Source organism: Saccharopolyspora spinosa NRRL 18395 (assembly GCF_000194155.1).
GTDB classification, from domain to species: Bacteria; Actinomycetota; Actinomycetes; order Mycobacteriales; family Pseudonocardiaceae; genus Saccharopolyspora; species Saccharopolyspora spinosa.
Genome location: NZ_GL877878.1, coordinates 2,010,548 through 2,034,345 on the forward strand (window position 1 = coordinate 2,010,548; position 23,798 = coordinate 2,034,345).

Genomic DNA, 23,798 nt, shown 5'->3' on the forward strand with positions numbered 1-23,798 from the left:
CTCACGTCCTGGGGTTCTTTCCCATCACGATTCCGAGCATCACCGCGCTCGGCAATGCGCCACCGCCGATCAGCAGCAAGGAACGCCAATCGTTGAGCAACACGATGTCGCCGCCCGGCCCGAAGACTCCGAACACGAACACCGTCGCGAACCACACCAGCAGCGGCGCACCGGCCACCCGGCGCCGCGGCGAGAGCCTCGCGGCCTCGGCCACCAGCAGCGGCGTGGTCACCACCGCCAGCGCGGCCGTGATCGGGACCTGCACGGAGCCGAGGTACGACGGGAGGAACAGCAGCTCGATCAGGGCCAGCAGGACGGCATCGAGCAGCAGGAAGCCCAGCAGCACGCGGTCACCTGCGGTCAACGGTCGCCAACCGGCTCGGTTCCGCTCACCCCGAGCCCGCCGAACAGATCCGTCTGGCAGCCCTGCGGATCACCCGTCGCCAACACATAGTGCTCGGTCGTCACGATCGGCTGGGCGACGCCGTTGGACAGCGCGTAGGCCGCGACGCCTTCGCCGTTGTGCCACTGGTCCAGCCACACCTTGACCTGGGTGCCGTGCGCGCGCAGGGCGCTGATCTTGGCCGGCAGGTGCAAGGACACGTCGACGACCGTGGTGATGGACTCGTCGTCGACGCCGGCCAGTTCGTGCGGCTGGGGCAGCTCGAACGGCAGGTCCTCGGCCTGCGCCAACGCGGCGAGCCCCTTGGCGACCACGTCGCGGGACGGAACCGCGTAGAACACCCGCTGCACGTCGGAGACCTTCGCGGCCGCCGCGACCGTCAGCTCGTGGGCCCGGATGTGATCCGGGTGGCCGTAGCCGCCGTCGGCCGCGTAGCTGACGACCACCTGCGGTTTCACCTCGCGCAGCACGGCTTCCAGCGCATCGGTCTGCTCCTGCAGGTCACCGGTGGCGAAAGCCCGCGGATGCGCGTTCGGCAGCGCGCCCGCCCGGCCCGGCTGCTCCCAGAGCATCCCGGAGTCGCGCCAGCGCCCCACGCCGCCTAGGAACCGGTGGTCGGCCACGCGCAGCGCGGCGCAGGCCGAGCGCAGCTCGCCGACCCGGTAACCGCCGAGCTGGTCGGCCTGGTCCGAGGCCAAGCCCCGCAGGCTCTCGGGGATGACCTCGCCTTCCTCGCCGAGGGTGCAGGTCACCACCACCACCTGCACGCCGCGGGCGGCGTAGCGGGCGACCGTCCCGCCGGTCCAGAGGGTCTCGTCGTCTGGGTGCGCGTGTACCAGCAGCAACCTCGGTGGGGCCGTCAGCGTCACCGGACCAGATTAATCTGCGGCGCAAACCACACAGCGCACGGTAGCCGCATTACCCCGAATGTCCGTATCGGCACGCTGCGTACAGCCCACCGGGTCACGTCACCCACGGCGGAACCGATACGCCCGCAAGCCGACGACAGCAGCGTCTCCGCAGATCGCAGGTCCCGAGTCCGCGGAGTAGCCGCGCGATCCCATCACAGGCGGTGAAAGGCGGCCTGGAGGGGCTGGAGAGGCGGCGATTTCCCGAGAAACCGCCGCCCGGCAACCCGCCCCGTGCGGGTTAATACCCGTCGCTGTCGGCGGGCGTCCCGACCCAGCGGGCAGCGGTGGAGAACGGCCCGGCCAAACCATTGCCCGCCTCGACTCCGGTGACTTCCCGGCGCAGCGCCATCACCTGGGCCTGCTGGTACAGCGGCAGCGCCACCGCGTCGCGCCACAGCACGGGCTCGACGGCCGCCGACGCCTCGGAGAACGGCACCTGGCCGGTCAACGCCGCGTCGATCGTCGGCTGCAGCAGCTGATCGCAGAACCCGGCGTCGTTGTACGGGAACGGCTTCTCGCTGTCCTTCGCCACGCCCGGACAGCCGTACGAAGACGCCAACATCGCCGCCGGGTCGCCCCCGGCCGGCCGCGGCGCGATGGCCATGTCCACCGATCCCGACCCGCCGGACTCGCCGGACTGCGGATTGGCCGACAGCATCTCGCCGAACAGCTGATCACCGGTCGGCGTCACCACGGTCGCCTGGATCCCCTGGTCCCGCAGCTGCCGCGCGGCTGCCTCGGCGATCCGGATGTAAGACTCGTGCTCGAACGGCGCCGCGATGACCAGGTTCAACGGCCGCCCGTCCCGCAGCCACTCTCCGCCGCTGCGGTGGTATCCGGCCTCGTTGAGCAGCCGATCGACCTGCGCGGGGTCCGGCCCGTTCGGCAGCCCCGGTTCGGTCGGCGTGTAGCCGCGCTCGGACGGCGCGAGCACCTGGGCGTGCGCCTGGAGCTGCGCCGCAGGCCCGCCACCGGTGCCGGCCTCGATCAACGCGGGCCGGTCGAGCGCGGCGAGGACCGCCCGGCGCACCTTGACATCCGCGAGCGCCCGGCTGTCGTGCCGCAGCAGCACCTCCATAGTCGCCGGGCGGGGCACGGTGATCAGTTGCACTGCGTCGCCGAGGTCCTGCAGCGCCTGCATGGTGCCCCGGTCCGCGCCGAACACCGCTAGGTGGCTGTCGCCGCTGCGCAGCGCCTCGACCTGGCGGGCCCTGTCGATCGCGCGCAGCACGATCCGGTCCGACTGCGCGGGCGGGCCCCAGTACCGGTCGTTGCGCTCCAGGATGATCTCGCCGCGGTCGAGGTCGATCTGCCGGATCGCGAACGGCCCACCGGAGGCCGGGTAGCCGTCGTCGAGCACCGTCGCCCAACCGCGCGGCGCGTCCCGCAGCAGGTGCGCGGGCAACAGGTTGTTGAAGAGCGTCTGCCAGCCGGGGAACGGCTTGGCGAAGGTGACGTCGACGGTCTTGCCGCCCTGCCGCGACGCCACGTCGTCGATCAACTGGTAACCGGCCGGGTCGGCCACCCCGGGCTGGGAGCGCAGCTGTTCCCACAGGTAGACGAAGTCCTCGGCGGCGATCGGTGCGCCGTCGGACCAGTTGGCCTCGCGCCGGATCCGGTAGCGCACGGTGAACTTCTCCGCGTCCGGCACCACCTCGGCCGATTCCATCAGCGTGCCGTCCAGCTGCAGGTTGCCGTCCGGCGCCGGGCGGAACACCGACGGCAGCATCAGGCTGGCCAGCGCCGAACTCGTCGGCGACAGGTCAGCGAGCGTGTGCGGGTTGAACCCGCCTTCGAGCTCGTCGACACCGACGACGACCTCCACCGGCATCGGCTGCGTCGGCGGAGCGCTGGTCGTCGACGACTGCGTCGGGGGTTGCGGTGGCACAAGCGGCGGCGGGGGCGCATTTGTGCAGGCAGCCACCACGCTGACGGTTGTCACCAGCAGGCAGACAGCGGCCAGTGGACGGCGTCGACCCAAGGACACGCCGAACCTCCCCTCACGTCTGCTGCCCGACCACCCCGGCCCACCCGGGGCGGCCCGCACGTGCGGAAGACGCGCGGGAGCCTATGGTTCCTGCCGTCGACGAAATGATCGACACCGGGGTCGAAGCCCAGTGTCCTCGCCGCCCACCCGCGCCGCGTGCGGATCGGCGAAATCCCGGCGGACTCGACGACGTAGGAGCTCAGCAAGCACGGAACGACGATTTCGCGCGAAACCGGCGCTCCCAGCGCGTACTCGGGTGGCGATTTCGCACGAAATCGCCACCCGAGCACACCTCAGTTGACGTTGTTGTCGCGGGCCTTGGCGCGGGAACGCTCGCGGGCGCGGGTCGTGCCGTCCAGGACCAGCTTGCGCACCCGGATCGCCGCCGGGCCGACCTCGACGCACTCGTCACCGGAGCAGAACTCCAGCGCCTCCTCCAGCGCGAGCGTCCGCGGCTTGGCCAGCCGCTCCAGCTCGTCCGCGGTGGAGGACCGCACGTTGGTGAGCTTCTTCTCCTTGGAGATGTTGACGTCGAGGTCCTCGGCGCGCGGGTTCTCCCCGACCACCATGCCCTCGTAGACCTCGTTGCCCGGCTCCACGAAGAAGCTGCCACGGTCGGCCAACTGCAACAGCGCGTAGGTGGTCGCCGAGCCGGCCCGGTCGGCCACCAGCGAACCGGTATGCCGGGTGCGCAGCTCGCCCACCCACGGGAAGTAGCCCTCGAAGACGTGGTTGGCGATGCCGGTGCCGCGAGTTTCGGTGAGGAACTCGGTGCGGAACCCGATCAGGCCGCGGGCGGGCACCACGTACTCCAGCTTGATGCGGCCGGTGCCGTGCCCGTCCATGCTCTCCATCCGGCCCTTGCGCCCGGCCAGCAGCTGGGTGACGGCCCCGAGGTGCTCCTCGGGGGCATCGATGGTCAGCCGCTCGAACGGCTCGCACAGCTGGCCGTCGATGGTCCGGGTGACCACCTGCGGCTTGCCGACGGTGAGCTCGAAGCCCTCCCGGCGCATGGTCTCCACCAAGATGGCCAGCGCCAGCTCGCCGCGGCCCTGCACCTCCCAGGCATCCGGCCGCTCGGTGGGCAGCACCTTCATGCTGACGTTGCCGATCAGCTCGGCATCCAACCGGTTCTTCACCAACCGCGCGGTCACCTTGGTGCCGCCGTTGCGGCCGGTCAGCGGCGAGGTGTTGACGCCGATGGTCATCGAGATCGCCGGGGCGTCGACGGTGATCCGGGGCAGCGGCTCGGGCGCGTCGGCGTCGGCGATGGTGTCGCCGATGGTGATGTCCGGGATACCGGCGATGGCCACCAGGTCGCCCGCGGACGCCTCGTTGCACGGCACCCGGTCGAGGTTCTCAGTGATCAGCAGCTCGGTGAGCCGGACCTTCTCGACGGTGCCGTCGGCACGGCACCAGCCGACGGTCTGGCCCTTGCGCAACGTGCCGGAGTGGATCCGGCACAGCGCGATGCGGCCGAGGAAGGAGGACGCGTCGAGGTTCGTCACCAGCGCGCGCAGCGGCGCCTCGGTGTCCGCGGTCGGCGCGGGCACGTGCTTGAGCAGCACGTCGAACAGCGCGGTGAGATCCTCCTCGGCGGGCAGCTCGCCGTCGACCGGCTGGGCCAGCGAGGCCCGACCGGCGCGGGCGGAGGCGTAGACGACCGGCAGGTCCAGGATCGCCTCCATGTCGAGTTCGACCTCGCCGTCGAGCTCGCTGGCCAGTTCCAGCAGCAGGTCGTGGGTCTCCTCGACGACCTCGGCGCAGCGGGCGTCCGGGCGGTCGACCTTGTTCACCACGAGGATCACCGGCAGTCCCGCGGCCAGCGTCTTGCGCAGCACGAACCGGGTCTGCGGCAGCGGGCCTTCGCTGGCGTCCACCAGCAGCAACACCCCGTCCACCATCGACAGGGCGCGCTCGACCTCGCCGCCGAAGTCTGCGTGGCCGGGGGTGTCCACCACGTTGATGGTCACCGGGCCGGCGTCGGTCTCCCGCCTGACCGCGGTGTTCTTGGCGAGGATCGTGATGCCCTTCTCCCGCTCCAGGTCGTTGGAGTCCATCACGCGGTCGACGAGCTCCGCGCGTTCGGAGAAGGCCCCGGACTGCCGCAACATGGCATCCACCAGGGTGGTCTTGCCGTGATCGACGTGGGCAACGATGGCGACGTTGCGCAGATCACTGCGAATGAGGGCGGCGACACTGGTGGCGGACACGCGGGTACTCCTGGATCGGCGCAGGTGGGCGCGGCGGGTTTGGTCGACTTCGTCCGGGTGCGGGATGATCCGCAAGGCACCGAGCCGCGGCTCCACTGCGCCGCTGCTGCGGAGCTCATTGGCGCCACCCCCGCCGAGCGGAGGCGCACGCACGTCGACGCGCGGCTCCCCCAGGGTAGTGCAACCTGATGCGGGACCGGCCGTCGCGTGCCCAGCGCAACACCCGACGCCCGGCTCCCAACATCAAGTTCGCCAACCGAGGTTAGGTTCGCCTAGCCTGTGCCTAACCCCGTCTCGGCATCGGAAGAACAAACCGTGGGCAAAGGCACCATCAAGGTCAAGAAGAAATGTTGTCGATCTCGACCACCCTGCAAGAGCTGCCCGATCGTGGTACTGCGCGACTTGCTGCGCGAGGCCAAGGCGGAAGAGGTCAAGAAATCCCAAAAGAAGGTCAAGAAAGGGTTAAAGAAAAAGAGCGCGAAATGATCTGACCGCGGCACCTGCCGTGGTTTGCGGATAGGTCTGGGACTACTTACGGGCGGCCGGGGACAGCGGGTCGGCGTACTTCGCCAGTTCGGGGATCGTCCGCAACGCGGTGAACTCGATAACCTCGTAGCGAGCGAGTTTGTGCAGCGCGAACGGGTCGGTCGCGAGGATCGCATCGAGCCGACCGCGGGACATCGCCCGGGCGATGATCACCCCGCCACTGCGCGGATGGCGGTGGCCGGCGGCGATGAAGTCGCCAGCGTCGTAATGCTGGGTAACCCATTCGTAGTGATCTACCAGTTGGCCGTCGATATCCGATTCTGGCGCGGTGTATTGCAGCAGCACTACAAACATTCTTTCACGGTAGCCCTTCTCCTTGACCGCTGCCGATCACCAAGCGGTAACATTACGGCGTGCACGCAATGTCGAACATGTGGTGGGCCGTCCGAGGGCGGCCCAGCGACGTCGTGCACTGACACGCAGACATCGGCCGCTCCGCCGGGCGGCCGAGCGGTATGAGGTCGATCCTGGCGGGCAGCGGCCCAAGACCCGGGAGAGACCAATGACCCGCCTGTCCGGCATCACCCCGTCCGGCCACGTCCAGCTGGGCAACTACCTCGGCGCCGTGCGGCGGTGGGCCGCCGAGCGCGAACCCGCGGACCTGTTCTTCGTCTCCGACCTGCATGCCATGACCACGCCGCACCGTCCGCAGCGGCTACGCTCGCTGACCCGGGAGCAGTTCGCGGTGCTGCTCGCGGCGGGCATCGACCCCGATTCGCTGTTCGTGCAGTCGGATCTGGTCGGCGAGCTGGGGACGCTGAACTGGATCCTGGAATGCACCTGCTCCTACGGCGAGGCCGCCCGCATGGTCCAGTTCAAGGAGCGGGGCGCCGGGCAGGAGTCGGTCCGGGTTGGCCTGCTGACTTATCCGGTGCTGATGGCCGCCGACATCCTGCTGCAGGGCGCCACCCAGGTGCCGGTCGGCAGCGACCAGGACCAGCACGTGGAGCTGGCCCGCACGCTGGCCCGCCGGTTCAACGCCAACTACGGCGACGTCTTCACCGTCCCGGAGGCCGTGATGCCCAAGACCGGGGCACGGATCCGGGATCTCGCCGACCCGACGCGCAAGATGGAGAAGTCCAACCAGCAGAGCCCCGGCGTGGTCTTCGTGCTCGACGAGCCGGACGCCATCCGGCGCAAGTTCCGCCGCGCGGTCACCGACGGCCTCGACGAGGTGCGGTATGACCCGGATGGTCGGCCGGGCGTGGCGAACCTCCTGGAGATCCTCGCCGCCTGCAACGGCACGAGCCCTTACGCCGCAACGGAATCCGCGAGCACCTACACGGAGCTCAAGGAGGCGGTGGCCGAGGCGGTGATCGAGGAGCTGCGACCGGTGCGCGAACGCGCCCGGAAGCTGCTGGACGCCCCGATGGAGCTGGACCGCATCCGGGCGCACGGGGCGAAGCGAGCGAGCGAGCGGGCGCAGCCCCGCCTGCAAGCCGCCCTTCGCGTCACCGGCCTGCGCTGATCCGCTCCAGCGGGGGGGCGCTCGCGACCCGGATACCGGGCCACGAGCGCCCCCACCCTGCACCACCTGCGCATTCGTTCACTAGTTCGAGTGGATCACCTGGCGAACACCTGATCAGTATCGGCAGCCTGGACTCATGGGTATTGCGCTGGAAGGCAACGCCGCGTTCTTGGTCGAGAGGAGTGCCGCAATGGCTGCACCATCGTTCGACCCACACGCCCCGTTCGATCCGCTCGTTGATCTGGATAGCTACGAGTCGGCGAGTAGCTCGCGGAGGGAGTGGACCAGGACCCGGTCGGCGTCGAGCCAGTCGAGTTCGGCCAATTCGTCCGCCGACACCCAACGGACCTCGTTGTGCTCCACCGCTTTCGGTGTGGCCGTGGGGTCCGCGAGTTCGGCCGCGTGGATGCGCAGGAGCATTCCGTTGCTGAGCGGGACGTCGGTGCCGACGCGGCCGGTCGGGCGGACCTCGACGGCGAGTTCCTCCTGGCATTCCCGGATTACGGCGGTGGGTTCGTCCTCGCCTGGCTCGACCCGGCCGCCGGGCAGTTCCCAGCGACCCGCGTCCGGCGCCGGGTAGCGGCGTTGCTGCGCCAGCAATAGTCCTTTGTGGACGATTGCGGTGCCGACGACGATCGGCCGGGAAGCCCAGGATTCGGCGAGCTCGCGCACGGCGGCGATGCGCGCGGCCAGCACGTCCAGCACGAACCGGCGGACGACGGTGATGTCGGCGAGCCGTCCCAACGGGCCGAACGGCGTCGTCCAGTGCAACGAGTCGGTAAGCAGCGTCCGGGGACCGACCTCGGCGAGTACCGATTCGTGGCGCAACTCTGGCAGCGGGCCGGAAATGAGCACGGAACTCATCGAGTCGGCATCGGCGCGCACGATTCGAGTGGTCAGATCCGCAGGGAGGCGGGCGATTCTGGTGTGGAAGACGATCTCGTCACCGGGGACGAGCAGCGCGGCCGGACGGGTCGCGGCGCGGCCATTGACACCGAGGGCGGCGAGTCCGACCTCGGCGGTGCGGGTGTGCCGCAGCGCGGCCCCCACCGTGGCCGGGGGTGCCTCGATCAGTCCGGTGCTCCGCAAAACCGACACGTGCAGACATTTTGCCCCACCCGAGCGGGTCACCGGCCACCGCCTGGTCGGAGGCCACGCTGCTTGGGCGCGCTACGCGCCCGACCGCACGTCGATGCCAGGCGAACGGCAGCCGCTCCCGCAACCGGCACCGCCGCAGCACCCGGGCGCTCAGCGGGCCGCATGCCGGGGCCAGCGTGCCTCGACGCGGGCACCGCCGTCCGGCGATGTCGAGGCCCGGACCGCGCCACCTCGACGGCGCACCGCCTCGGCTGCGAGGGCGAGCCCGAGCCCGGCACCGCCGGTGGTGCGCGCCCGGTCCGGTTCGACCCGGTGGAACCGGTCGAACACCCGCTCGCGGTGCGCCATCGGGATCCCGGGCCCGTCGTCGTCCACCACCAACCGCACCCAATCCGCTCCGGAGGAGCCCATGCCATCAGCAAAAACGGAGACCCGCACCAGCGTCCGGGTGTAGCGCAACGCGTTGCCGACGAGGTTGTCGAGCACCGTCGACACCTCCGCCGGGTCGGCCAGCACCAGCACCGGCCTGGCCGGGACCTCCACCTCGATCCGCGGGCCGGTGCCGGGCGCGCCGGGCGGTTCGAGCCGGTCGGCGGCGGCCCGCACCGCCGTCACGAGGTCGACCGGCTGCCCGGGGGCGGCCGTGTTGCGCTCGGCCCGCGCCAACGCGAGCAGGCTCTCCACCAGGGCCGACAGTCGCTGCGCTTCGTGCGCGATGTCCTGCAGGGTTTCGTGGGCGAGCTCCGGGTCCGGGTGCATCACGGCGACCTCGGCCTGGGCGCGGATGGACGCGACGGGGTTGCGCAGTTCGTGCGCGGCATCGCCGGTGAACCGTCGCAACCGCTCGGTGTCGGCGTCGCGCCGGGCGAGCATGGTGTTGAGCTCTTCGGCGAGCGCGCGGATCTCGTCGGCGGCCTCGGGCACCGGCAGCCGCTGACCTTCGGGGAGCCCTGCGGCAGCCACCCGCATCCGTTCCACCGGGCCCAGCGAACGGCGCACCACCAGCCAGGTGGCCAGCCCGACCAGCGCGGCGGCGAGGATCGACCCGAAGCTGAGCAAGCGGCCGGTCTTGCCCGCGGTGTCGGTGAACCCGACCAGCCTCGCGCCGGTGGCGACGAGCAGCGGTCGACCGGTCGGGTCGGGCACAACGATGCCGCGCCACCGGTGCACTTCGGCGGACGGCTCGAAGTCGATCACGCCGTCGCCGGAGCGCAGCTCGTCGATCTGCCAGTGGTGCAGGCTCGTCCCCGGCAGCCCGTCCAGCGGCGCGCCAGAGATGTCCAGCACCCGGATCTCGGGCGTGGCCACGGCGGAGGGCGCGGTCCCGCCAGCGAGGCGGCTCGCGGTCGTGGTGGCGGTGCGCTGCAGGTCGGCGTCGACCGAGTCGATCAGCAACCAGCTGACGACCCCGGTGCTCACGTGCGCGATCACGCCGAGTCCGATCAGCGCGACGGCGGCGGCCACGACGCTGGTCCGGAACTGGATGGTGCGTCGGTGCCACCACCGGCGCAGGCGCGCGATCATGCCGTTTCGACGCAGACCCGGTAGCCCTGGCCGCGCACGGTCTGCACCAGTTCACCGGCGCCGGCCGCGGCGAGCTTGCGGCGCAGGTAACCGACGTAGACCTCGACGACGTTGCGGGTGACGAACTGCTCCTCGCCCCACACCATGCGCAGCAGGTCGTCCTTGGGCACCACCGCCTCCGGGTGGCTGGCCAGCGCGACCAGCAGCCCGTACTCGCGCGGCGAGAGCGCGATCACCTCGCCAGCCCAGCGCACCTCGCGGGTGGCCCGGTCGATCTCCAGCTCGCCGACCCGCAGGCTCGCCTGCCGCCCGGCGGTGTCGCGGCGCCGCAGCAACGCGCGCACCTGCGCGACCAGCACCAGGAAGGAGAAGGGTTTGACCAGGTAACCGTCCGCGCCGAGATCCAACCCGTCGGCCTGATCGACCTCGCCGTTCTTCGCCGAGATCAACAACACCGGGGTGTTCACGTCGTCGGCGCGCATCCGCTCCAGCACCCGGTAGCCGGACAGGCCGGGCAGCATGACGTCCAGCACGACGACGTCGAAGGCGCCGGTCAAGGCCAGGCGCAGGGCATCGGTGCCGTCGGCCGCGACGGTCACGCCCATGCCCTCGGCGGACAACCCGCGGCGCAGCGCAGCGCGAACTCCCGGCTCGTCGTCCACCACCAACACCCGCGGAACCATGACCCAAGCATGCCGATCCGGCAACCCCGGCGGCAGGGAAATCTCAGCATGATCTCAGCTCCGGGCCCCATTCTCAGGCTGATCTCAGCCTTGGCAGCCGCTCCGGGTTCGCACGCGCCGCGGTACCGGTGGGGCACATGACCAGCGGCTACGCCGCTTCATGCCGGACATCGAGGCCGATGCCCGGCATCGACCTGGTCGGAATACGCGGAAATCCGTTCCCTGTGGTGACCGTCCGAAGTGGATCAACGCCATGCGGTGACACCTGCGATCCGGCCCGCTGTGATGTCCCTCGCCATCGGATCGGGCGACTAACGCCGCGCGAACCACCTACGACAAACGTCGTTCCCGGTGTCGCCGAAGCGCGTCCCGGAGCCCGCCCGCACCGGCAAAACCCATGCATGGCCAAACGCGGTTCGGCGAGACGATCAAGCGTTGCGAAAGTAGCAAGAGAAGACAACGGTCGAGCCGTCGCTCCAAGACGGGTCTTGACATATCGGCCCAGCACATGGCGGCTCAACAGCCTCCATCGCGTCCGCAAAAGTCGATGCGATCGACTGACTGATCAATCAGTCGTAGGTCGAAAACGCAACGCCAGCGGGGTGCTGTCGAGACGTTCCGGCGCCGCTTGAAAAGCCATGTCGCCGGCGCTCATCCGAATCGACGGGTGCGGCACCGCTGCGGCCAGGGTGGTGGAAGCCGCGCAGGTGTTCGCCCAGCAGGCCCCCGACGCCGGGATCACCGTCAACATCCGGCGGGTCGAATCGGGCGAGTTCTTCAGCGACATGTACCTGTCCTGGGACTTCGCGCAGCACTACTGGTTCACCCGGAACTTCCTGACACAGGCGGGTTCCGGCAGCCTGCCAGATGCCCCGTACAACGAAACGCACTGGAACCAAAAGGAATTCAACGACCTGGTGTACCAGGCGCGGGCCACCACCGATCCGGCGCGCCGCAATGGTACGCGTCGCGCGCGCCAAGCAGATCGAGTGGGAGAGCGGCGGCTACATCATCCGGGGTTTCCCGAACCAGCTGGACGCGCACAGCGTTCGAGTTCGGGCTGGCGCCGGACAAGAGCGGGGTTCCGCTGAACTCCTACGGTTTCCGCCACGCTTAGCAGGCGAACTGAGGGCGGTGCACCAATGACTCGACTGCTGGCCAAGCGAATCCTGCTCGGTGTGGTCGTCCTGTGTGCCGTGTCGGTGGTGGTCTTCCTCGCCACTCAAGCGCTGCCCGGGGACGCCGCCCGAGCCATCCTCGGCCGCGAAGCCACCCCGAGCGGCTGGCCACGCTGCGCGCTCAGCTGCACCTCGACGAGCCAATGTGGGTGCAGTACTTCTCCCGGCTGGGCAACATCTTCCAGTCTCCGATTTCCATTGAAATTGCGGAAGATCCCGGACCACGACGTGCCACTGACCCGATGGGGGTGCCGATGACTGCCGCTGCTTTGGACGCCGCTGGACTGGAGATTCGGGGGTGCCCTCAGAAGCCGCCATCGTCGCCGACGTGTCGTTCGCCTTGGCTCCGGGCGAGATCCTCGGCCTGATCGGGGATCCGGCTCCGGCAAGACCACGCTCGGCTGCTCGGCTGCTGACCCCGCCTGGCCGTGGTGTTCGCCTTCAGCCCGTGCCTGATGCGAACCGAAGGCTTCGACAACCGCGCCGATCGCCTCCTCACGGCCCTCCACACTTGCCGGTAGATCCTGCTCCGAGGAGCTTTTGCGTGGCGGTGCGGGTAGCTGAACCCCAGCTCCGCGTACCCCATTCCTGCTGCTGCGCGGTTTCGCCGGCGAAATCCGGTCACGTGGGCCTTAGGCTCAGTGTATGGACTTCGAGGTGGACGACTCGCGGGCTCGCATCGATCGCGACGTGGCGTGGGAATTCCTTTCCACGCAAGCGTATTGGGGCCAGTGGCGCAAGCGGGAGGACCTCGACCGGCAGATCGACGTCGCTTGGCGGGTGGTCGGCGCCTACCGGAAGCCAGACGGTCGGCTGATCGGCTTCGCCCGGGCGTTCTCCGACGGGGTCGGCACGGCGTACCTGGCCGACGTGTTCGTCGCCCCGGAGGCGCGCGGCCACGGCATCGGCAAGGCGCTGATCCAGAGCATGATCGAGGACGGCCCCGGCAGTGACTTCCGCTGGATGCTGCACACCGACGACGCACATGACCTCTACCGCGCGTACGGCTTCGTCGAGCCCGACCACACCTACCTGGAACGCCCCAGCCGCCTCTCGTGATCGGGGTGCTCGCCCGGGTGGAGGTCGGCGCGCCGAACCTCCACCATGTCGGTATGACCGAACTGCTCACTGACACCCAGGTCTCCGACGCGCTCCAGCACCTGCCGGAGTGGCGCCAGGACGGCGTCAAGCTGACCCGCACCGTCGAATTCGGCGGCTTCCCGCAGGCCATCCAGGCTGTGACCCGGATCGCCGAGATCGCCGAGAACGAGAACCACCACCCGGACATCGACATCCGCTGGCGCACCGTGACGTTCTACTGCACCACCCATTCGAAGGGCGGCATCACGGCCAACGACACTTCGCTCGCCCAAGAGATCGACAACGTCGTAGAGCAATTCCAACAGTGACCGGCCGGCTGCCCCCACTTGGATGAAAGTTTCCGCAGGTCATTGCCCGTGAGCGGTTTGGGGCCATCGCGCCCGGACCCGCTCACGGGATCTGACCAGGCGAAACCCAGGGTTCAGGCGATCCCTTCGACGAGGTCCACGGCTTCGAAGGCGCATCCCCAGGACAGCGCCACGCCGCTGCCACCGTGCCCGTAGTTGTGGATGATGCGCCCGCCTTCGTACTCCTCGACCTCCACCCGCACGGCCTCCCGGCCCGGCCTCAGCCCGACCAGGTCCGCGAGCACTTCGGCGTCGGCCAGCCGTGGTTCCACCTCGGCGCAGCGACGCCGGATGCCTTCGCTGACCTCGCGGCGCGGCACCATGTTCCAGTCGTGCTCGACCGCCACGCCGCCGAGCACCACCCGGTCGCCGTGCGGCATGTACGCGGCGAACTCACCAGAGTCGGACAGCTCGACGAAGTACTCGTCGATCCCCGGGTTGCGCACCACGACGTGCTGGCCGCGCACCGGGTGGACGCCGGGGTCACCGACCAGTTCCCGCGCTCCGACACCGGTGCAGTTGACCACCGTCGGGGATTCGGCGACCGCGTCGGCCAGCGACGGCACCGGGCTGAGCTGCAGTTCGCCGCCGGCGGCTTGGAACCTGGCGACAAGGTAGTCGAGGTAGCGGGGCATGTCGATCAGCGGCACGGTCGCGTAGTAGCCGCTGACGAACCCTTCCGGCAGTTCCTCCGGCGTGCAGGGGCGCAGGTCGGGGATCAGCTTGGCCTCGGGCGGGACCACATCGCCGAGGTCGAACCGGGCCGCCATCCGCCCAGCGGCGAGGTGCACCCCTGAGTTCTCGTCGCGGGCCAGCGCGCTGAACTCGGCGTGTGAGCGGGTCACCCAGTACAACACCCGTTCGGCGGGGCGCAGCATCGCCGGACCCCACATCGCGCCCGCGACCGCGGAAGTCGTGTCCTGCGGCCGATCGGCGGTCCGGATGCGCACGCGTTGGCCTGCTTCGGCGAGGACAACCCCGGCAGTGAGGCCTTGCACGCCCGCGCCGATCACCAGCACCGGGGCTGCGGATGCGGTCATCTTCGACACGCTAGCAGTGAACCGGCGAACTCGACGGGCTTGACGGGTAGCCCAACTCAGGTGCAAGCGCCCGACGCGGGACGCGCAGAACTCCGCCGCGCGCTCCCGCGCGTCGCGCGGCCGTCGCTGGCGCGAGCGGCCCCCGGGTACCGCACTTTCACCGTCGCGGCTGCACCGCTCAGCTACGCGATGTTCTTGCCGACGTCGGCTCCGGTGCCGGTGCCGGTGCCGGTGATGAACAAGATGGTCATCAGCCCGCCGGAGCAACGGCGTTCGGCAAGTCCCCGAAATGCTCCACAAAGGACTATCTGAAACGGGATCCCGACGAGCGGTCCGGGCGCTGCTGTCAATCCTGCGGAAATGATCCGCACGGTCCTGCCCTGCGCGAGGGGCGAGCTACCGGTCCTCGAACCCTGCCCGGACCTGGTGGCAACCTCCGAACCCAACCAGCGGCGATAGACGACCGCCTGACCAGCCTCCAAGAAACCAGAAACACCCTGGCCGACTACCTCGCCGCCACGAACAGGCAGGGCGAATCGACACCGTCGCCACACTGCTAACCCGCCGCCCCGCACTGCCGAACGAGGACGCGAATATCTCCCCGATTCATTGCCCCGAACGAGCGCATCAGCGACGAGTGGCGCCGGAAAGCTCGCTGAGCGTCAGCGGTCTCAGCTATGCTCAGGTAGGTCGGCTTCTCAAGCGCCTGCCAAGGACAGCCAGCGGTGCTGCCACCGCCCTCCTTCAGTGGATCGGCCCTTGGAGGCTCTTGGGGAGCCGACTACTTTGTGCAGTGATCGCAGGGAAACCAACAGTTCTGCCGCACGAGGCTGTTCGCCGGCATCGACATGATCCCCAGTGGAATAGCGCAAGATTCGCTGTTCCTGATCTGCGGCCAGACCTTGAGAAGATACGCGGGTTCGACATACCCGAACTCACCTCCGGGCCAGAGCGCCGCTTTAAGGAAGCCCCCGTAAAGGTCTGCCGCCTGGCTCTCCGCGTATTGGTCGGCCGAGACCCACCGGAGCCCTTGTTCCATGTCGAACGGAACCCTTGAATCCCGTCCAGCTTCTCGCCGGATGTACTTGTCAGTCGTTCGATGATCGTGCCCTCGAACGTGCCCGAACCGCGTCCAGACTTGAGCGCCGACCCCTTTCCAGGAGCGAGCCGCCCAGAGCGTCGACTTGTAAGTCTTCAGCGCGACGTAGTTGTAGAAGCGCTGGTGATCGTCCAGGTACGTCCCCTGTCTGAGCTCGTCTTTCACCGCGTATACGTAGCAAACGCGAAGTCCTCGAACCCCAGCTAGCACCTCCGCCGCCCTGCGGCGCCGATCGTGCGTTTTCACGTGTCGCTTCCAGGACATCACCGCATCGTCGGGCACCCGAAAGTCTTCCCTGAGCAGGTTCACCGCCGACCGGACGTTCGCCACGCCGACGTCGTCGAGAACAATCGCCGCCATGCCGAAGATCGGGCTGGAATCCTTGCCCGCACCCCGATCTCCCGTCTCATCTACATAGACGTGCAGGCGGTGCTTGATCGACATGACGGCAGAGTACGGAGTCGCTTACACCAAGAACGCAGCAACCCCTACGGTGCGTGACAATTTATTGACCATCTGCGACTGCCTAAGCAAGCGCCAGGAAACAGGCATTGAGTCTGACCCACCAACCCACAATCGCCCATGTGGCCTTTGCCACGGCGCTGTGGCCAGCGTGCAGGGCCGCAACAAACTTCACCTGTGAAGAAGTGTGGTGCGCCGCAAGAGCGTCGATCCCCAGTCGAACGTTCGTCTCAGAAAGCCGAACAGGCGTCCTAGCGATCGCCGAGCAGTACTCGTTCCAACTCCCACCACTCCGGCCGAGGCGATCCGACCGGCAGATCACCACGACCTACGAGTTCGGCGACAACGTCCGCGTCCCGTGCTAGCCGGAACCGCCAGACGCGAGCCCGCACCACGCCCATACCTCTGCTTCCCCGATCCCGTGGAGATCCGCACGGTTCTGCCCTGCGCGAGGGGCGAGCTACCGGTCCTCGAACCCTGCCCGGACCTGGTGGCAACCTCCGAACCCAACCAGCGGCGATAGACGACCGCCTGACCTGCCTCCAAGAAACCAGGAACGCCCTGGCCGACTACCTCGCCGCCACCGAGACCTGACGCGCGGTTGCGCCCATGCGGCACGGCACCCGAACGAGGCGCTCGTGGCCTCGTTCACGCCGAATCGCTACCGTGTCCCATGACCACGCTGCCCGACTGGATGCGCCCCCCGCGCACTGAAGGCTGGTTCGCGGAGGATCTGGACCGCCTCCCCGAGGCACCTCGGCACACTGAGTTGATCGACGGAGCCCTCGTCTTCATGGTGACCCCGCAGCGGTCCTGGCGCGGCCGTCTCGTCACCGGTCTCACGGTGGAGCTCGCACGTCAGGCCCCCGACGGCATCGAGGTCGAGCGGGAGATGACCATCCGGCTCGACGCCCGCAACCGCCCTGAGCCGGACCTGCTGGTCACCACCGCACCCTTCGACCCGGACCGAACCTGGTACGAACTGGAGGAGTACTACTCATCGTCGAGGTCGTCTCACCCGAGTCCGCGCATCGCGACCGCACGGTCAAGCTGCGCAAGTACGCCGACGCTGACATCAGGCACTACTGGTACATCGAGGACGAAGACGCGGTCGCGGTGGTGCACGTCTACGAGCTGGACGAACTGACGGGCGTGTACGCACCAGCAGGCATTTTCCGCGGCACCTTGCAACGCCCGGTCCCCTACGAAATCGACCTCGACCTGCGTCGGCTCACGCCGAGACACCGCAGCTGACCAGCGGCGATCTCAACCAAACATCCACGTCTGATCCAGCCCGAACGAAGATCGTCCGGCATCAATGCGGCGCCTGGCGCTCATTGCCGCGCTTGTAGTTGCCTGTCGCCTAAGCGAGAAGTTGCTGGTCGGATTCGTGGCTGACGCCAAGCCGCGCGCCCGGGCGCTGCGCGGGCACCGCCGATCGTCGCCACGACGCGACCTCCCCGGCTCACCCGCACCTCTCCGGACTTCGTCACCAGGTACGCGAAGGGTCGTCGTCCAGGCTCGCTTCTCGCCCCCAGAGGTCAGACGTTGAACCTGAACGATTGCCCGCAACTTTGCGACCAGCGCAAATCGAGCCGAAACCTCGCCTGAACTGCCAAGACGTTGATCTTAACTTCTCGTTGTTTTGCGCCGATTTTTGCTGCCCTGACGAACGACTGACGAACGACGGCCCATCGGTTGGTCTCATGAGGAAGCCACCCGTTGGACAGTGGAGACTCCAATCTCCGGCGGGCAAGTTTTGTAGCCTACCGTCACCCTTCGATCATGAATCCGGTCCCGCTCAGCTGCCTCTGCTTGGATGTGCCTAGGTGGGTGCGAGGATGTCGTTGGCGTCGTCGACCACGAGCTGCAGATGACGCCGCAACATTCGGATCTGTTTGGCTCTGGACAGCTGGGCGTGAGGAATGGCCGTACCGGTCAGCATGCGGTAGGTCCGCATGGACTCGCCGCGGATTCTCATCAGCTCGTATGCCTCAACCAGTTCGGGAATGTATTCCAGGCAGTACCTATACGTGCGGGGGTCGTAGGAGTACACTCCGCCACCTTTGAGATCTGCAAGGCTTTCTCGCAGGTAGCCGATGCCTCGTCGGGCTTGACACCGGGTCAGCTTCGCTTGGTGCATGAGTTCCAAGAGAGTCAGTCCACGAGCTCCCGCTGATTTCAGAGCGTCATACACGCGTTGCGCGTTCTCTTCTTGCTTGTTGTATGGCGTCATTGCTGCTTTCCCCCCTGGCCCCGTGGGCGCGGACGCTGAGGGGTCATGTCTCTCCTGCGATCAGTCGTTGGAGGGCTTCATCCATGTCGGTTTGGCCGGTTTGCAGGACGTGCTCGGTCCATTCGACGGCCGCAGTGACACGCTCCAACCCTTCCCGGATGGATTCCTTGGCATCGTCGGACAGCTCGGCCAGATGCAGCCCTGGAAGCGCCTTGCCGATACCGCGCGCGAATGACTGGCACAAGCCGAGCACGGTGTACACCTCGGCTTCCTCGTCCAGACGCCGAATCTCGGGACGCTGTCTAGCCGTTGAGTGGGCCTCCCGGATCCGCTCGGTCTGGGCCCGGTTAAAGGTCTCGCGCACCTGCTGCTTCTCTGCGACCCTCCGTACCACGGCCGGCCGTCGCATTACCCGCTCCACCGCCTCGGCTGCCTCCTGCTCGTCATCCAGCAAGTCCTCAACCGCGCGGAGCTTCTCCTCGGTGGTCTCAGGGACATCGGTCTTCCAACCTCTGACCCGACGCGCTGCGTCGCAGGTCCAGTGTCGTTCGCGCGTGCGTCGATCAACGGGAGGTTCGTCGATCAATGTGAAGCGGTCGGGATGTGGGGCGAGAATGCTATGGACAGTCCAGCACACCTGCTTGTTGCGCTCGTTTTTCGGCCATGCCGCAGAGACATTCCGGTATTCCTCAAACCGTTCCGGATCTTGCCCAATCTCGTTGGCATAGTTAGCCAGCAGCTTGTATGCCTTCATCGGCGGACGCTTGCCGTCCGGGGCAACCGGCACCAAGGTCAACGCGATGTCCCCCAGCTGGAACTGCGCTGAGGTCTCCGACTTCGTCAGACGCTGGCCTTGCTTCACTAACTCGTCCCACTGATCGATGCTGTAGTCGGTGGCCTGACTTGTGGCCATAGGGCACCTCCAGACCTGACTCTCGGCGTGGGCACCGATCCAAACCCACGCCTGTTCAGCCGCGCACCGGCGCTACCGACAGGCTCGGCTCCAGCTGGTACCAGCGGTAGAGTCTTTCGGCTGGTAGTCGCCAGTCAGATGCTTGGGGGCGGCTCTACAAACGGGGATCAAGGCAACGGGACCACAGGCAGGCAACCCACTACGCCACCACCACGCTGGCATGCCCGTAGGAACTGGCAGGCCGACCACTTACGCAGCGTGCCCAGCACCGTTCTTTGACCTTGCCCCGGTGGGCGCCATGCTCGCCGCAACTTCCCGCGGTTGGGCTTCTCTATCTCGGCGGCTTCTGCGGGGCCGCCTGCCTTCCGCTCGCGCCAGGACGAGGCCGCCGGCCTTTCCGCTCGCGCCCGGTCGCCGCTGATGGTCGGCCGGGACCGGTGAGCGCAGCGAGCCGCACGCCCGGCCGACCATCAGCGGCTTGACCGGGCTTGCATACAGGAAGGTCGGCGGCCTCGTCCTGGCTCGCATACAGCAGGCAGGCGGCCCCGGGCTAGGGCTACAGCAGTCGGACGGAGCTGGGCCAGGAAAGCCCCTCCGGGCTCTGGTCAATCACGCTCGCGCTGTCTGCGGCCATGCTCGCGCAGCTGTTGCTTCACGGCCTCCAGGTTGAACCTGGCTTGACCACCTGCGGTGACTGAGGCTGGGGTGATGATTTCCTGGCGTACCCAACGAGCAACGGTCTGACGCGTCACCCCAAGCGCGCGAGCAACTTCCGAGCTGCTGACAAGGCGCGCCGAACCGGACATGACCCGAAACTACGAACTTCGAGCCACGCCGTCTTTCCCGATGTTACCGTTGTTCCGAAGTTTACAGATGTTCCAGTTGGTTCGACCGGCGATGCACTTTGGGGTAGCCATGACGCCTGACGCGCAACTTGCAGTTCTGGCGCGGGAGACTCAGTGGGAACTCGACGAGGCGGCTTTTGAGCTGGGCGGCGGACGGTACACCAGCGACCAGCGACGCAAGCTCGCCGACAGGCTTTTCGGGCTCGCCGAAGCGCTACGCGGCGACCTGGACAAGCCGCTGATCATCGACGCGAGCTGAGCACGAGAGATCACAAAAACGGCGCTGCCTGGCTTAGCCAAACAACGCCGTTCAGTGTTTTTGGTTGCCGCTACGACTGATCAGCCGCCGGGGTGCTGCCGGACCCCAGCAGCGGTCGGCACTTAGATCAGCTCGGCCATCTCATCGATGATGCCTGTCGGCCGGAGTTTCATGAACTTCTCGCGCTTCCCGGGCTTGTTTGCGTACGCGATGCTCTTGGACCCGGCGCGTTGTGCGGCTTCGATATCCGTGGCCGAGTCGCCGACCATAACGCAGGTTTCAGGCGAGACACCGAGGAAGCTCATCGCCCGCAGCAGAAGGTAAGGCTGCGGCTTGAGTTCGCCGATGTCGGCACTCGCGCGAGCGGAGACGCCGGCGACCACCTTGGTCAGGCGATGCGCTCGAAGGTAGGCATTGACGGCGGCCTCCGAGTTGTTCGACACGATGATCGCCGGAATCGCCCGCTGCTCAAGCGCTTGCAGAACGGCGACTGCACCTGGCGTCGGCGGGGCGACCGCTACCGCACGTATCTCCAGCTCCTTGAGTCGATGCTCGACGACTGCCGCGAAACTGCCAGTTGCGGCGGCGTATTTCAGGACGTCGAACGGGTCGCGGCTCTGATCGACTACCTCCGGTAGCTCTCCCTTGAACAGGGCTCGAAGTTCCGTCGCCACCTGGTGGTCCGAGAGCCCGCCGAACACTGCGCAGACGGGGCCGTCGAAGTCGAGCAGCACGGCGTCACTGTCACAGATGATCTGCGGTGGGCCCGTCATCGGCGTACTTCCCGGGCGACGGTCGTCCAGATGCTGTCAAACCACATCTGAGACTGCCCGATGAATAGCGCGCTCAAGGACTCTTCGTTCGGCTCAGCGGCGTGATGGAACAGGGTTGCGTCCTTGCCCATGAGGTCCCAAATCGGTGTGTCCTCGCCGTCAAGCTGCACGACGTGTTCACGCACCGGGTAGTAGCCGAAGAACGCCTCGGATTTGTTGATCAAGTAGAGCTTGAACAGCGGCACAGCGGGATACACCCGGAGTTCCGCCTTAGAGTCCGCCACCAGTCCAAGTCGGCCCATCTCGTTGACCGTGTCGACGATCGCCAGCGTGTGACGCTGCATGATCCCGCTAGCACGCTTTCGGAACGCCGGGCTGTCCTCCATATCCTCGACTCGTGCGGGCAGCGTCCAGGGCACTTCGGTGTCAGGAACGAGCAGGCGAACCCGGATCGACTCGGGTCGGACTCGGCCACTACGGATCTTGTCGAGAGGCTCGGTCAGCGCACCGTGCAGTGTTTCGCCCGAGAAACCCGCGAAGTCGATTGACACGTCTGGCTGCTCGAAGGCGCGTTCAAGGTGAGGCCGGAGACCAACAGGTCGCTCAGTGCGTTCCCGGACGAAGACGCCACTCCCCTGACGGGAAACAACAAGGCCTTCATCCCGGAGGATCCGCAGCGCCTGCTGAATAGTCATGCGCGCGACTCCGTAACGCCGCGCCAGCTCCGTCTGCGAGGCAAGCTTGTCACCCGGCATGAGCTTCTTCGTGAGGATCGCCGCCCGGAGCGCGTTCGCAACCTGCTGATACGGCGGACGCGGGTCGTCGGGGTCCAGTTCAGTCATTTGCCCAGGTTATCGCAGCGAACCGCAATCTGACTAGCCATGTTGGCCAACCTCTTGACATGGCTAGCCAAGCTGGTTTAATCTGTATATGGCTAGCCAAGCTGGCCAACACGATAGAGGCTCAACGGAGGCAACGATGGCGCTGAAGAACATCCCGGTGAACATGCAGGGTTACAAGCTGATGATCACGGAGGCCCCGACGGTGAAGATGCGGGAGAACGACAACGGGGTGGCGGAGGCTGTGACGGACCGTCAGGGCGTGCAGCAGTTCGTGGTGTCGTTGTTCGCGAAGAAGCGGCCGCTGCCGGGCGAGTTCGCGGAGAAGGGCGAAGAGATCAAGGTGACCCTGACCGTCGACCCTGGTGAGGGCTTCGAGGAGGGCACCTACGTGCAGTTGGTGGATGCGACGACGAGCCCGTGGCAGACCGAGCGCAACGGCCGGTACTCGTCGGGGATCTCGTTCAAGGCCCACGGCCTGGCCCCCCTCGGTGGCTGAGATGCTGCAACAGGACATGGCTTGGTGGCCTGATCCACTGCCCGATGATTGCCCTGATCACTGGGGGCCGGACTGCGAGATCTGCGGGGGCGACGGCTGGGTGTTCAGTTCCGCTGTCGAGTATTCCCCTAATCCGCACGAAAGCGATTCTGACTGAATTCGCTTGAGTCGAATTTAGTGAATTCCTGCTCTTTGAGAATTACATAGTGGGCCGAGCTATGCCTAATTCCGGCACGATGACGTAATTCCGTGCCGGGAGGGCAATATTGACCCCCGGCTGTCGTGGAGTGTATCCGGGGGTCTTTATGGCCTTCAATATTGAAAAGGGGCGTACATGGGTGTTCGGCTGAAGGTGCGAGGTCGTCCGGTGCCACTGGAGGAATTCAGTATCTGGGTGGCGGATGAGGTTCGACACTACGGATTCTGCGTGTTCCGGGTACCGCTTTTTGTAAAGGGTCCCAAAAGAAAAGGCATTTGCGTCGAAGTGGACATTGTGTCCGGGTCGGCTCCGGAGCTTGAAGTCGGGATGCGGGTGCAGGTCGTCAATCCCCAGTTGTTCTTTGACGGCCAGGTCGCACGGTGGATAGCGGCTTCGATTCGGCAAGTGCCTGAAAGGGGATGAAATGACGTTGAAGTACTGCCCGGCGTGCCACATCGACCGGTGGCGCTACCAGCACTCGCAGGACGCGTTCTGCGAGCACCGTCTGAAGCGGTCCTAGTAAGGAGTTCCTGATGAACGGTTTTCACGGTTCGGGATGCGGCGCAAGTGAGGATCAACGCCAGTGCGGGTGCTGCGGAGTTCGGCGGCCGGTCCAGCAAGCGCAGGAAGCGGTGGTCGCAGCCCGGTTCGACCAGGGCTCAGAGCGAGACTCCGGGCGTGGTGAATCTGAACTTCGGGCAGGTGGAGACGCACGTGGCGGTCCCCGGCGACATCCACGGTGACCTGAACTTCTCGTAGCCCGAAACGGGCACGGACACGACTACCGAGAAAAGGGGAATTGGTTCGTGAATGCGAATTTGCCGGTCGGGATGCGGAAGAACACGCCCGCTGTCGCCCGGCTGAAGAAGATCGGGGAGTTGCTGGACGCGTTGTTCCGGGAACTGTCGCGGGTGGAGTTCCTGGAAGACGACATCATGCAGAAGAAGGATCTCCAGGAAGTCGAGGATTTGGCGGGCGCGGCGCAGGCGGGCGCGTTCGGGGAGGTACACGCGACGGTCCGGCGCATCGATTCGACGATGCTGGCGCTGGTGAACCACTTGAAGCGGTTCGGGGTCCCGAAGGGTATGGGGACCCCGCTGAACAAGATGCGGAACTCGGTCGGCGATTTGGTCGCCAAGCTGGAGATGACCCAGCGCCGGAACTGATACCGCTCG

Annotated in this window: 27 protein-coding genes; 12 read left to right on the plus strand and 15 right to left on the minus strand. The window is 67.1% G+C overall.

Going from position 1 to position 23,798, the window contains the following annotated elements; translation table 11 throughout:
* Position 1: 1 nt before the first annotated feature.
* From SSPN_RS0110145 to typA, 4 genes are all read right to left on the minus strand, one after another.
* On the minus strand, positions 2-364 hold the full coding sequence (locus SSPN_RS0110145; RefSeq protein WP_010694176.1) for a hypothetical protein: 363 nt from the start codon (positions 362-364) through the stop codon (positions 2-4).
* Positions 361-1,272 (minus strand): N-acetyl-1-D-myo-inositol-2-amino-2-deoxy-alpha-D-glucopyranoside deacetylase, encoded by a 912-nt coding sequence (gene mshB / locus SSPN_RS0110150; RefSeq protein ID WP_029535174.1) that lies wholly within the window; start codon positions 1,270-1,272, stop codon positions 361-363. Before mshB ends, SSPN_RS0110145 begins: the two co-directional genes overlap by 4 nt.
* A 280-nt stretch (positions 1,273-1,552) precedes the next feature.
* The gene (locus tag SSPN_RS0110155; protein WP_029535175.1) at positions 1,553-3,301 is read right to left on the minus strand and encodes an ABC transporter family substrate-binding protein; all 1,749 of its coding nucleotides are present in this window, start codon (positions 3,299-3,301) and stop codon (positions 1,553-1,555) included.
* 293 nt (positions 3,302-3,594) lie between these two features.
* Positions 3,595-5,514, minus strand: a complete 1,920-nt coding sequence (typA, locus tag SSPN_RS0110160; RefSeq protein WP_029535176.1) for a translational GTPase TypA — start codon at positions 5,512-5,514, stop codon at positions 3,595-3,597.
* A gap of 279 nt (positions 5,515-5,793) precedes the next feature.
* Here typA and SSPN_RS53635 point away from each other — a divergent pair, with 279 nt between their 5' ends.
* Positions 5,794-6,000, plus strand: a complete 207-nt coding sequence (locus SSPN_RS53635; protein ID WP_143539480.1) for a hypothetical protein — start codon at positions 5,794-5,796, stop codon at positions 5,998-6,000.
* A gap of 42 nt (positions 6,001-6,042) precedes the next feature.
* Here the strand turns inward: SSPN_RS53635 and SSPN_RS0110170 are convergent, their stop codons facing one another.
* Positions 6,043-6,354, minus strand: coding sequence for a YciI family protein (locus tag SSPN_RS0110170; RefSeq protein WP_029535177.1), 312 nt, complete (start codon positions 6,352-6,354; stop codon positions 6,043-6,045).
* A 208-nt stretch (positions 6,355-6,562) separates the two neighbouring features.
* On the opposite strand from SSPN_RS0110170, the gene trpS reads away from it, so the two are divergent.
* On the plus strand, positions 6,563-7,528 hold the full coding sequence (gene trpS, locus SSPN_RS0110175; RefSeq protein WP_010694184.1) for a tryptophan--tRNA ligase: 966 nt from the start codon (positions 6,563-6,565) through the stop codon (positions 7,526-7,528).
* 249 nt (positions 7,529-7,777) lie between these two features.
* On the opposite strand, the gene SSPN_RS0110180 is transcribed toward trpS, so the two are convergent.
* From SSPN_RS0110180 to SSPN_RS0110190, 3 genes are all read right to left on the minus strand, one after another.
* On the minus strand, positions 7,778-8,617 hold the full coding sequence (locus SSPN_RS0110180; RefSeq protein ID WP_010694185.1) for an NUDIX domain-containing protein: 840 nt from the start codon (positions 8,615-8,617) through the stop codon (positions 7,778-7,780).
* A 159-nt stretch (positions 8,618-8,776) separates the two neighbouring features.
* The gene (locus tag SSPN_RS0110185) at positions 8,777-10,150 is read right to left on the minus strand and encodes a sensor histidine kinase (protein ID WP_010694186.1); all 1,374 of its coding nucleotides are present in this window, start codon (positions 10,148-10,150) and stop codon (positions 8,777-8,779) included.
* A complete protein-coding gene (locus tag SSPN_RS0110190; RefSeq protein ID WP_010694187.1) occupies positions 10,147-10,833 on the minus strand; it encodes a response regulator transcription factor in 687 nt (228 codons plus the stop codon). The genes SSPN_RS0110185 and SSPN_RS0110190 overlap by 4 nt, the downstream gene beginning before the upstream one ends.
* 638 nt (positions 10,834-11,471) lie before the next feature.
* Between SSPN_RS0110190 and SSPN_RS0110195 the strand changes: the two genes are divergently transcribed.
* The 4 genes from SSPN_RS0110195 to SSPN_RS0110205 all read left to right on the plus strand — a co-directional run bounded on the left by SSPN_RS0110195 (position 11,472) and on the right by SSPN_RS0110205 (position 13,420).
* Positions 11,472-11,924 carry a peptide ABC transporter substrate-binding protein gene (locus tag SSPN_RS0110195; protein WP_010694188.1) on the plus strand — a complete coding sequence of 151 codons (453 nt, stop codon included), beginning with the start codon at positions 11,472-11,474 and terminating at the stop codon, positions 11,922-11,924.
* Positions 11,925-11,975: 51 nt separating this feature from the next.
* Positions 11,976-12,269: a hypothetical protein gene (locus SSPN_RS59520; protein WP_237710507.1), complete on the plus strand. Its 294-nt coding sequence runs from the start codon at positions 11,976-11,978 to the stop codon at positions 12,267-12,269.
* A 387-nt stretch (positions 12,270-12,656) separates the two neighbouring features.
* Entirely contained in the window at positions 12,657-13,070 is a 414-nt protein-coding gene (locus SSPN_RS0110200; RefSeq protein WP_010694189.1) for a GNAT family N-acetyltransferase, read from the plus strand.
* Positions 13,071-13,123: 53 nt separating this feature from the next.
* Positions 13,124-13,420 (plus strand): 4a-hydroxytetrahydrobiopterin dehydratase, encoded by a 297-nt coding sequence (locus tag SSPN_RS0110205; protein ID WP_029535178.1) that lies wholly within the window; start codon positions 13,124-13,126, stop codon positions 13,418-13,420.
* Positions 13,421-13,533: 113 nt separating this feature from the next.
* Here the strand turns inward: SSPN_RS0110205 and SSPN_RS0110210 are convergent, their stop codons facing one another.
* Together SSPN_RS0110210 and SSPN_RS0110220 are read right to left on the minus strand one after the other, a co-directional pair.
* The gene (locus SSPN_RS0110210; RefSeq protein WP_044573739.1) at positions 13,534-14,499 is read right to left on the minus strand and encodes an FAD-dependent oxidoreductase; all 966 of its coding nucleotides are present in this window, start codon (positions 14,497-14,499) and stop codon (positions 13,534-13,536) included.
* Between the two features lie 781 nt (positions 14,500-15,280).
* Complete coding sequence (locus SSPN_RS0110220) at positions 15,281-16,042, minus strand: DUF3800 domain-containing protein (protein WP_010694195.1); 762 nt, start codon at positions 16,040-16,042, stop codon at positions 15,281-15,283.
* A 691-nt stretch (positions 16,043-16,733) separates the two neighbouring features.
* Here SSPN_RS0110220 and SSPN_RS43285 point away from each other — a divergent pair.
* Together SSPN_RS43285 and SSPN_RS62535 are read left to right on the plus strand one after the other, a co-directional pair.
* Positions 16,734-17,207, plus strand: coding sequence for a Uma2 family endonuclease (locus tag SSPN_RS43285; RefSeq protein WP_010694196.1), 474 nt, complete (start codon positions 16,734-16,736; stop codon positions 17,205-17,207).
* Positions 17,111-17,314, plus strand: a complete 204-nt coding sequence (locus SSPN_RS62535) for a hypothetical protein (RefSeq protein ID WP_394378867.1) — start codon at positions 17,111-17,113, stop codon at positions 17,312-17,314. The genes SSPN_RS43285 and SSPN_RS62535 overlap by 97 nt, the downstream gene beginning before the upstream one ends.
* Before the next feature lie 571 nt (positions 17,315-17,885).
* Here SSPN_RS62535 and SSPN_RS54495 read toward each other — a convergent pair.
* The 3 genes from SSPN_RS54495 to SSPN_RS50715 all read right to left on the minus strand — a co-directional run bounded on the left by SSPN_RS54495 (position 17,886) and on the right by SSPN_RS50715 (position 20,015).
* Complete coding sequence (locus SSPN_RS54495) at positions 17,886-18,296, minus strand: hypothetical protein (RefSeq protein WP_143539479.1); 411 nt, start codon at positions 18,294-18,296, stop codon at positions 17,886-17,888.
* A gap of 43 nt (positions 18,297-18,339) precedes the next feature.
* Entirely contained in the window at positions 18,340-19,209 is an 870-nt protein-coding gene (locus SSPN_RS0110235; protein WP_010694200.1) for a DUF6192 family protein, read from the minus strand.
* 605 nt (positions 19,210-19,814) lie between these two features.
* Positions 19,815-20,015, minus strand: a complete 201-nt coding sequence (locus tag SSPN_RS50715) for a helix-turn-helix domain-containing protein (RefSeq protein ID WP_083821652.1) — start codon at positions 20,013-20,015, stop codon at positions 19,815-19,817.
* A 67-nt stretch (positions 20,016-20,082) separates the two neighbouring features.
* Between SSPN_RS50715 and SSPN_RS0110240 the strand changes: the two genes are divergently transcribed.
* On the plus strand, positions 20,083-20,313 hold the full coding sequence (locus SSPN_RS0110240; protein ID WP_044572796.1) for a hypothetical protein: 231 nt from the start codon (positions 20,083-20,085) through the stop codon (positions 20,311-20,313).
* Positions 20,314-20,435: 122 nt separating this feature from the next.
* On the opposite strand, the gene SSPN_RS0110245 is transcribed toward SSPN_RS0110240, so the two are convergent.
* Complete coding sequence (locus SSPN_RS0110245) at positions 20,436-21,086, minus strand: HAD family hydrolase (RefSeq protein ID WP_010694208.1); 651 nt, start codon at positions 21,084-21,086, stop codon at positions 20,436-20,438.
* Positions 21,083-21,928 (minus strand): GntR family transcriptional regulator, encoded by an 846-nt coding sequence (locus SSPN_RS0110250; RefSeq protein ID WP_010694210.1) that lies wholly within the window; start codon positions 21,926-21,928, stop codon positions 21,083-21,085. The genes SSPN_RS0110245 and SSPN_RS0110250 overlap by 4 nt, the downstream gene beginning before the upstream one ends.
* Positions 21,929-22,064: 136 nt before the next feature.
* On the opposite strand from SSPN_RS0110250, the gene SSPN_RS0110255 reads away from it, so the two are divergent.
* The 3 genes from SSPN_RS0110255 to SSPN_RS50720 all read left to right on the plus strand — a co-directional run bounded on the left by SSPN_RS0110255 (position 22,065) and on the right by SSPN_RS50720 (position 23,789).
* Entirely contained in the window at positions 22,065-22,424 is a 360-nt protein-coding gene (locus tag SSPN_RS0110255; protein ID WP_010694212.1) for a hypothetical protein, read from the plus strand.
* 766 nt (positions 22,425-23,190) lie between these two features.
* Positions 23,191-23,382: a hypothetical protein gene (locus SSPN_RS0110265; RefSeq protein ID WP_010694214.1), complete on the plus strand. Its 192-nt coding sequence runs from the start codon at positions 23,191-23,193 to the stop codon at positions 23,380-23,382.
* 47 nt (positions 23,383-23,429) lie between these two features.
* Positions 23,430-23,789: a hypothetical protein gene (locus tag SSPN_RS50720; RefSeq protein WP_010694215.1), complete on the plus strand. Its 360-nt coding sequence runs from the start codon at positions 23,430-23,432 to the stop codon at positions 23,787-23,789.
* Positions 23,790-23,798: the final 9 nt, after the last annotated feature.

What these genes read in the sequence shown, in the direction of transcription:
- SSPN_RS0110220 (WP_010694195.1), bottom strand. Translation starts at nt 16,042, where the DNA reads ATGTCGATCAAGCACCGCCTGCACGTCTATGTAGATGAGACGGGAGAT.
- SSPN_RS0110235 (WP_010694200.1), bottom strand. Translation starts at nt 19,209, where the DNA reads ATGGCCACAAGTCAGGCCACCGACTACAGCATCGATCAGTGGGACGAG.
- SSPN_RS0110185 (WP_010694186.1), bottom strand. Translation starts at nt 10,150, where the DNA reads ATGATCGCGCGCCTGCGCCGGTGGTGGCACCGACGCACCATCCAGTTC.
- SSPN_RS0110240 (WP_044572796.1), top strand. Translation starts at nt 20,083, where the DNA reads ATGTTCCAGTTGGTTCGACCGGCGATGCACTTTGGGGTAGCCATGACG.
- SSPN_RS0110245 (WP_010694208.1), bottom strand. Translation starts at nt 21,086, where the DNA reads ATGACGGGCCCACCGCAGATCATCTGTGACAGTGACGCCGTGCTGCTC.
- SSPN_RS0110195 (WP_010694188.1), top strand. Translation starts at nt 11,472, where the DNA reads ATGTCGCCGGCGCTCATCCGAATCGACGGGTGCGGCACCGCTGCGGCC.
- SSPN_RS59520 (WP_237710507.1), top strand. Translation starts at nt 11,976, where the DNA reads ATGACTCGACTGCTGGCCAAGCGAATCCTGCTCGGTGTGGTCGTCCTG.
- SSPN_RS50715 (WP_083821652.1), bottom strand. Translation starts at nt 20,015, where the DNA reads ATGTCCGGTTCGGCGCGCCTTGTCAGCAGCTCGGAAGTTGCTCGCGCG.
- SSPN_RS0110170 (WP_029535177.1), bottom strand. Translation starts at nt 6,354, where the DNA reads ATGTTTGTAGTGCTGCTGCAATACACCGCGCCAGAATCGGATATCGAC.
- SSPN_RS0110205 (WP_029535178.1), top strand. Translation starts at nt 13,124, where the DNA reads ATGACCGAACTGCTCACTGACACCCAGGTCTCCGACGCGCTCCAGCAC.
- SSPN_RS0110200 (WP_010694189.1), top strand. Translation starts at nt 12,657, where the DNA reads ATGGACTTCGAGGTGGACGACTCGCGGGCTCGCATCGATCGCGACGTG.
- SSPN_RS54495 (WP_143539479.1), bottom strand. Translation starts at nt 18,296, where the DNA reads ATGACGCCATACAACAAGCAAGAAGAGAACGCGCAACGCGTGTATGAC.
- SSPN_RS0110190 (WP_010694187.1), bottom strand. Translation starts at nt 10,833, where the DNA reads ATGGTTCCGCGGGTGTTGGTGGTGGACGACGAGCCGGGAGTTCGCGCT.
- SSPN_RS0110210 (WP_044573739.1), bottom strand. Translation starts at nt 14,499, where the DNA reads ATGACCGCATCCGCAGCCCCGGTGCTGGTGATCGGCGCGGGCGTGCAA.
- SSPN_RS43285 (WP_010694196.1), top strand. Translation starts at nt 16,734, where the DNA reads ATGACCACGCTGCCCGACTGGATGCGCCCCCCGCGCACTGAAGGCTGG.
- SSPN_RS0110255 (WP_010694212.1), top strand. Translation starts at nt 22,065, where the DNA reads ATGGCGCTGAAGAACATCCCGGTGAACATGCAGGGTTACAAGCTGATG.
- trpS (WP_010694184.1), top strand. Translation starts at nt 6,563, where the DNA reads ATGACCCGCCTGTCCGGCATCACCCCGTCCGGCCACGTCCAGCTGGGC.
- SSPN_RS0110250 (WP_010694210.1), bottom strand. Translation starts at nt 21,928, where the DNA reads ATGACTGAACTGGACCCCGACGACCCGCGTCCGCCGTATCAGCAGGTT.